Source organism: Clostridium sp. (genome assembly GCF_051278035.1).
In the GTDB taxonomy this organism is placed as follows: Bacteria; Bacillota; Clostridia; order Clostridiales; family Clostridiaceae; genus Clostridium_AD.
Window position 1 is genome coordinate 1 of the sequence record NZ_JBNMNU010000265.1, and the last position, 3980, is coordinate 3980.

6 protein-coding genes and 1 pseudogene are annotated in these 3980 nt (G+C 30.3%); 2 read left to right on the forward strand and 5 right to left on the reverse strand.

Translation table 11 applies throughout. The annotated features are described in order from the left end of the window. Window positions 1-427, forward strand: a 427-nt coding sequence (locus tag ACJAX4_RS22520; protein WP_435791682.1) for a hypothetical protein, incomplete at its 5' end; no start/stop codon positions are given. 79 nt (window positions 428-506) lie between these two features. Here the strand turns inward: ACJAX4_RS22520 and ACJAX4_RS22525 are convergent. The 4 genes from ACJAX4_RS22525 to ACJAX4_RS22540 form a co-directional block, all read right to left on the reverse strand. After that, window positions 507-743 (reverse strand): DUF2922 domain-containing protein, encoded by a 237-nt coding sequence (locus ACJAX4_RS22525; RefSeq protein WP_435791683.1) that lies wholly within the window; start codon window positions 741-743, stop codon window positions 507-509. 56 nt (window positions 744-799) lie between these two features. Next, on the reverse strand, window positions 800-1045 hold the full coding sequence (locus ACJAX4_RS22530; RefSeq protein ID WP_435791684.1) for a DUF1659 domain-containing protein: 246 nt from the start codon (window positions 1043-1045) through the stop codon (window positions 800-802). A 66-nt stretch (window positions 1046-1111) separates the two neighbouring features. After that, window positions 1112-1645 carry a sigma-70 family RNA polymerase sigma factor gene (locus ACJAX4_RS22535; RefSeq protein ID WP_435791685.1) on the reverse strand — a complete coding sequence of 178 codons (534 nt, stop codon included), beginning with the start codon at window positions 1643-1645 and terminating at the stop codon, window positions 1112-1114. Between the two features lie 66 nt (window positions 1646-1711). After that, window positions 1712-2746 carry a DnaD domain-containing protein gene (locus ACJAX4_RS22540; protein ID WP_435791686.1) on the reverse strand — a complete coding sequence of 345 codons (1035 nt, stop codon included), beginning with the start codon at window positions 2744-2746 and terminating at the stop codon, window positions 1712-1714. Between the two features lie 335 nt (window positions 2747-3081). Between ACJAX4_RS22540 and ACJAX4_RS22545 the strand changes: the two genes are divergently transcribed. Then, window positions 3082-3444, forward strand: coding sequence for a helix-turn-helix domain-containing protein (locus tag ACJAX4_RS22545; RefSeq protein ID WP_435791687.1), 363 nt, complete (start codon window positions 3082-3084; stop codon window positions 3442-3444). 191 nt (window positions 3445-3635) lie between these two features. Here ACJAX4_RS22545 and ACJAX4_RS22550 read toward each other — a convergent pair. Continuing rightward, window positions 3636-3980: pseudogene (locus ACJAX4_RS22550) on the reverse strand (hypothetical protein); the annotation flags it as partial.

Sequence of the window (3980 nt, forward strand, 5' to 3'; positions counted from 1 at the left end):
AATCGAACAAGGATTCCAAAGCGAAGGGTTATCTTTGCAAGATATACTTTACGAAAAAACAATTGGTGAAAGTAAAATGATATTCTTCACTTCTTATAAAGCTTTGGGTCTGGCATATATGGGTAAAGACGAAGATAGCTGGACATTTAACAGAATTACATCACTTACTGATTTTGAGTCAGACAAAAAACCACCATCTTATATGGCTGCTGGTTTAGAAGTTGAAACTCCAGATGGTATAAAATTTTTTTTAGCAATGGGAAAAATATTTAATCCAAATATAACTAAAATCACTTTATCAAATGATTTAATTAACACAATTATTAAAGAGAAAGATGGTAATATATTTTGGTTTCAGTTACTTGGTAATAAGAATTTATTCCAAAATATAAAGGCATATGATAAAGATGATAAGCAGTTAAATTAAATTATTAAGACACAATTTTATTGAAATGTAAATCAAGTAATAACAGAAAAAAAGCGCCCTTTTTAAGGGCACTAATTTTCTAAGCTACATCAATTATACTAGTATCCGTAGAAACTACTTTGGCATCTTTCTTGCCAATTAAGTTACCATTCGCTGATTCGAAAATGTTGCTAGCAATGACTAAATCCATAAGTGAATTTGCCTCTTCTTCTGTAACAGTTGGAACACCCTCTCCATCAGCCTTAATGTCAGATACAGTTAACGTAAAATATTTACCTTCTGTATCTGTTAAAAATCTCATAACTAATTTATGCATATCCTTTTCCCTCCTTTTAATTGTTTGATTGAAGTTTCAATTTTAAATTGGAACTACTATTCACTAACTAAGTTGAATTGATCTTCTCTGTCTAATCTAAATAATGGATAAGTTTTGAGGTTTGAGATAGCTTCTCCCACAGCAAATAGATCTGCGTCTACTGCAGCTACTTTTAATTTACTTAATCTCTTTGTTGCATATTTGTCATTACCTTTGATGTCAACTCCTACCTTCATAGTAAGTTTTAGTGCACTGGATACCTTTGTTGATACAACTGCCATTTGAATCACTCCTTCCTTCATTTTCTTTCCACTTAGTATATATGCATCGTAAAAGTTTTGTGCGAAAATTTATTGAAATATATAAATTTATATAAGGGCCTTTAGTTTTTTTAGGGCTTTTTTCTTAAGTCTTGCAAATTGATGGTAGCTTTTATCACTATCACAGGCTATTTCTCCTAGTGATTTGTCCAAAATATAATATTTTTCTATTATTTCTCTCTCTAATGGCTCAAGCGTTTCAATCGCGGCATATAGTTTTTTTACTTCGTCAAAAGCTATAACCTCATCCTCTAGGGTGAATTCATAATTACCTGAAAGATCAAAATCTAGCATGTCATTATTTGGGACTTCCCTATAATGCTTTATCTGCCCTTTTAAAAGAGCTTTATAGTTCATTTTTATAGAGTTAATACAGTACCCATTAAAACTGTTGCTTCCTAGCTTGTACATAGCTATAGCTTTTAACACTGATAAATATCCGTGTTGGACAAGATCCGATAAATCATACCCTGGAATGTGATACCTTGTCGCCTCCTTGAATATTAGATATTTGAAACTTCCTGTTAGTTCTTCTGTAGCTTCACCCTCATTAGTTTTAGCTCTGCTAACTAGATTTTCCATAATACACACCATCCTTTCTAATATGTTAAAATGATCAACATCTTGTCCACTTTTTAAATAAACTTTCTACTCAGGCTCACTCCACCCTAATAGCTTCTTCTCAAGCTCATTAAAATCATATTGTCTCTGGTCATAATCACAGAAAGCACCCTTTTTTCTATTTTCATTTGGAGATGAGTTCTTTTTATTATCCCATTCCCTTTGATAAGCTCGTACACCATCTGCAGTTTTAATACCTCTGCTTATCCAGCAGTTCAATATTTTACTTATATATTTAATAGTTCTAGCGTTATAATATACTGCCTCTTCAATTGCCATAATAACAGCATCACAGCTTACATCACGTGTAAAGTCCATTAGCTTTTCATGTTCTAGTGGTGACAGTAAATGGATATTATTTTCAAAAACTTTAATTACACCTGAAATGTCAGAAGCAGAATTATTTTTAGTGCTTCTTACTTCTTCTTCTTTATTTATTGCTTTTTGCTTATTACTTTTTATTTCTTCTTTATTACTTCTTATTCTATTACTTGGTAGTCCCTCATAAGCCCCTTCATAGCCCCTTGCCTCAATAGCATTTAATGGTTGAAAACACTGATTTTCCTCAGTTTTCTGATTATCACAGGATTTTTCATCACATAATGATTTAATATTCGGAGTATCCTTAGTACCCCCTTGTAAGCCCCTATAAAGCCCCTCAAATATTTTATCCACCTCTAACTCCTGCACTCCGCACTGCAGATAAAGTATCTCAATAAACTTGAAGTTTTTCACTTTACTTAACTCTTTATTTACGCATTTAATTGCATTGCTGTTGTTTGGTGGATTGAATTTTATCCAGTTTAAAATCATGATTTCTTTTGTTTCATCACAGTAAGCTATCTTATTGTACTCACAGAACCTTTTAAGAAGCTTGTCTATAGTTTCTCTATTGTATCCAGTTTCAGTAACTATGATCTGTTTTGGAAGTTCATAAATACCACACTGACTAGTTTTTGAATTAGTCAGTAAATAAAGATAAAAAAACTTTTCCTCAGGTGTCAAATCCATTACAAACCCATCACTCCAGAACTCAGTATACAGTTGTCTATATTTAGCCATTGTTAAATCCTCCCTTTATACCCCTCGAATTATTGAATCAAAATATACTATGCATCTCAATTTCTATAATCCTTAAGTTACCAGTATGTTTATATTTTATATCCGCAAAATAATACCACAACATGTTTGTTATTTTCGGCACTTAAAACTTTTAACTCATAATTAACTGCCATCAGCTCACCACCTTACAAAAGTAATTTTATTCATTTGGTAACTTAATTATATTGCCATATCGGTAACAAGTCAATAAATTATTCAATATTTTTATATATTTGGTAATATTTCTTTTGATGTCATATATATCTTGTATAATATTTACTATGGAGGTGATTCATTTGGTAACATTCGGTGATCGATTAAAGACTGAAAGAAACAGAATACATGTTACATTAGAAACAATGGCTGAAGATTTGAAAACTACAAAGGCAACTCTGAGCCGTTATGAAAATAATTTACGAGAACCTAAAGTAGATTTTGTTAAGCAAATAGCTGATTATTTACAATGCTCTACAGATTACCTCCTGGGCCGAACAGATAATAGATTAGGAATAATAGCACAGGACAATGCTTACAATAATGACATTAAAATTGAAATAGATAAAAGTATTTACCCTGATAATCTTACTCATGAACAAGTATTAGAAATACTAGAAAATCTAAAAAATGCAGGTTTTAAATGGGAATCTAAGGATAAATAATACTAAATACTTAGTTTCACAAAACTTCATTTAATCTTTAATTTTCAGTAAAAAACAACTTTTATACTTTAATAAATTTAGCGCCATATGTTAAAAATAACATATGGCGCTATTTCGATTTATATATATTTTCTCACATTTCTTCTTAGCCATAGTTCTTTCTCCATCCATTTTACTATAGCTATAATTATTTACACTTTTTTATTTTTAATCATTCTATCATTCACTATTTTTATTTGTTTCATTAAAATTTTTTCAGCTTGAGTCTCAGTTATAGTTCCATTATCTAAAAGTGTTATTAGTGGATTTATACGTTTTATCTTTTCGCTATCCTTATATACTTTATATTCTTGCTTAGCTAAAGTTTTAGTCATGCCAATATTTACTTTTTTCATTGATTCAGATTTATTTAAAACAGCTTTAATTTTATTAGCCTCATCCTGCGTTATATTCTTAGTATATAAAATATTTTCATTTTTTGTTTGTAACCCCTGTTGTATATTAGTATCAATTTGTTTAAACTCATTTGTTAAAGG